This window comes from Streptomyces cucumeris (assembly GCF_024295805.1).
In the GTDB taxonomy this organism is placed as follows: domain Bacteria; phylum Actinomycetota; class Actinomycetes; order Streptomycetales; family Streptomycetaceae; genus Streptomyces; species Streptomyces cucumeris.
The window spans coordinates 1-945 of the sequence record NZ_JANCLX010000094.1 but is presented as its reverse complement, the minus strand read 5'-3'; the positions used below and the strand labels follow the sequence as shown (position 1 = coordinate 945).

At 67.1% G+C, this 945-nt stretch carries 1 protein-coding gene and 1 pseudogene; one reads left to right on the top strand and one right to left on the bottom strand.

Annotated elements, in window-relative coordinates; genetic code table 11:
* Window positions 1–428, top strand: a 428-nt coding sequence (locus tag NMK44_RS41885) for a sugar nucleotide-binding protein (RefSeq protein ID WP_254753398.1), incomplete at its 5' end; no start/stop codon positions are given.
* Between the two features lie 400 nt (window positions 429–828).
* On the opposite strand, the pseudogene NMK44_RS41880 reads toward NMK44_RS41885, so the two are convergent.
* A pseudogene (locus NMK44_RS41880) lies at window positions 829–945 on the bottom strand (IS5/IS1182 family transposase); the annotation flags it as partial.

Below are 945 nucleotides of genomic sequence, written 5' to 3'. Positions count from 1 at the left end.
TTACCCCTTCCGTCTCGTGGCACCGGCTGGACTTCCGTGATCCTCGTGCTCTCGACAAAGTCATCGACGCGGTGGAGCCCAGCGTGGTGATCAACGCGTCCAGTGGGGATGCCGACTGGACGGTCACCGCCGATGGCCCTGTCCGCCTTGCTCAGTCCACCGCGCGGCGTGGCATCCGGCTGGTGCACGTCTCCAGCGACGCGGTTTTCTTCGTCTTCCACCTCGCGGGACCCGATGCCCTCAGCCGCTACGACCTCGGCGTACTCATCGCCCGACGCGATGGCATCGACCCCGCCCGGCTGTCCGCCGGCCGCCGGGCGGACACGCAGCTCCTGGGAGCCTTGGACGTGCGCCTGGACAGCCGCGCCACGCAACGCCGGCTGAACACCAGGCTGCGCGGCGCCCGCGACTTCCTCGACAAGGGCTGACGGGAGGGCTAGGGGCCATCACTTGCGCCCCGCCGCCGTGGTCCCCGCCGACGCGGGGGTGTTCCGCCGAGATCTTGCCACCGTCAACGACAGTGAAGAGGACATGATGGCAGACAGGGGTGGCGAGCGATGGAGGCAACCGTCCCAGCGTCTGCTTTCGGATTGCTGCGGTGGCAGTCTCGGGGGTCGAGATCGTCGATCAGCTTGGAGAGCGGGAAGGGATGCCGTGGCTGACCGGGAAAAGCCAGGGCTCAAGAAGACCCAGACCGGAGGACCTTCGGTCTGAGCCTTATGCGTTTACTGGAGGATGGATGGCCCTCCCGGACGGAGAATCAGGGCAACGCAGTCACCTGCGGAAACACACCGTGACGCGAGGGTAGCCCGTCCCTAAGACCGTGTCCTACGTGGTGAGGCGGACGAGTCGCTTGTAGCAGCACAGGGCGGCGGCGAGTCCGAGAAAGGCCAGGTAGTTCCGGGGATCGCGCTCGTAGCGGGGGCTGAGTCGGTGGTAGCCGGA